The organism is Providencia sp. wls1922 (genome assembly GCF_009706505.1).
In the GTDB taxonomy this organism is placed as follows: Bacteria; Pseudomonadota; Gammaproteobacteria; order Enterobacterales; family Enterobacteriaceae; genus Providencia; species Providencia lanzhouensis.
On record NZ_WLUG01000016.1, the window covers coordinates 1 to 1,609 of the forward strand.

A 1,609-nucleotide genomic window follows, 5' to 3' on the forward strand; every position below is an offset into this window, starting at 1 on the left:
TGATCATTGGCAGTCAAATACCGTGATTGATGTATTGAGACGCCTGCCGGGTGTGGATGTTGCACAAAATGGTGGAATAGGGCAACAAAGTTCCCTCTTTATTAGAGGAACAGAATCACGCCATGTTTTGGTTTTAATTGATGGTGTTCGTCTTAATCAAGCAGGGATTTCTGGTTCTTCAGATATGAGCCAAATTCCAATCTCGCTAGTGCAGCGTATTGAATATATTCGTGGCGCACGTTCAGCAGTTTATGGCTCTGATGCAGTGGGTGGTGTGATTAACATTATTACTCGCCGTAATAATGAAGGAACCACACTAAATGCTGGAATTGGTTCTTATGGCTATCAAAACTATAACGGTTCAACGCAACAAAAAATTGGTGAGAATACAACCGTTACGGGCGCGGCGGCTTATACATATACAAAAGGGTTTGATGTAGAGGCAAGAGGAAATACAGGAGGACATCCCCAGCCAGACAAGGATGGTTTTCTTAATAAAACATTATGGCTAGGTGTGGAACATCAATTTACTCCAGATGTTTTAGCTTATGCCAGAGCCTATGGGTACGATAATCGAACAAATTATGATGCCTCTGAGTTTGCTGGTATTTTGGCTGATACCCGCAAGCTATATAGCCGTACCTATGAAACTGGTGTTAAATATCATCAGGAGAAATACTCTACTTCATTAATGGGCAGTTATAGTCACGTTAAAGATTATAACTATGACCCAAGATATGGAAAATACGGTAAAGGTTCTCGTGTTGATGATTCGAAACAGTATAACGTTCAATGGGGAAATAATTACCAATTTGAAAATGGTACAATTTCGGCTGGCATTGATTATCAAAAGCAAACCATTGAAGCGGGAACATCTTCATTACCAAACAATGAATCAATCAATAATACTGGAATCTATTTAACGTCTCAGCAAGCAATCTCTGCTTTCACTATTGAAGGCGCTGTAAGGTCTGAAAAACATTCAGAGTTTGGCTGGCATACAACATGGCAAGCAGGTGCTGGATGGGAATTCATTGATGGATATCAGCTAATAGGCTCTTATGCTACGGCTTATAAAGCACCAAACATTAGCCAACTATATGCTTCAGCGCCATATGGCAATCCAGACCTAAAGCCAGAAGAAAGCAAGCAATGGGAAGGTGGAATGAAAGGGCTCACAGGTCCTTTAAATTGGCAATTAGTTGCATATAAGAATGAAATTACCAATCTTATTGATGCGAAAGCCGAAACTAATTGGGGATGGCAAAATGTTGGTGAGGCGACAATAAAAGGTATCGAGTGGAACGGGGATATGGATACAGGCATATTCCACCATCAGCTTACATATCAATATACCGATCCTAGGGATGAGAAAACGAATAAAGTCTTAATTCGTCGAGCTAAGCAACAGATCAAATATCAACTAGATTGGAATGTTGCCAATGTAGATTGGGGGCTAACTTATCAATACATTGGCTCTAGATATGATAAAGACTTCGGTCAATATGACACTAGTACTGGTGACTATAAAAGATTAAAACTCGGTGGCGTTAGCCTTTGGGATATCACAGCCGCATATCCAATCACTTCACATCTCACAATTCGTGGT

General features: G+C 40.3%; 1 protein-coding gene. It reads left to right on the plus strand.

The features are described from left to right. On the plus strand, positions 1-1,609 hold a 1,609-nt coding region (gene btuB, locus GKR71_RS00790; protein WP_154633794.1), incomplete at both ends, for a TonB-dependent vitamin B12 receptor BtuB.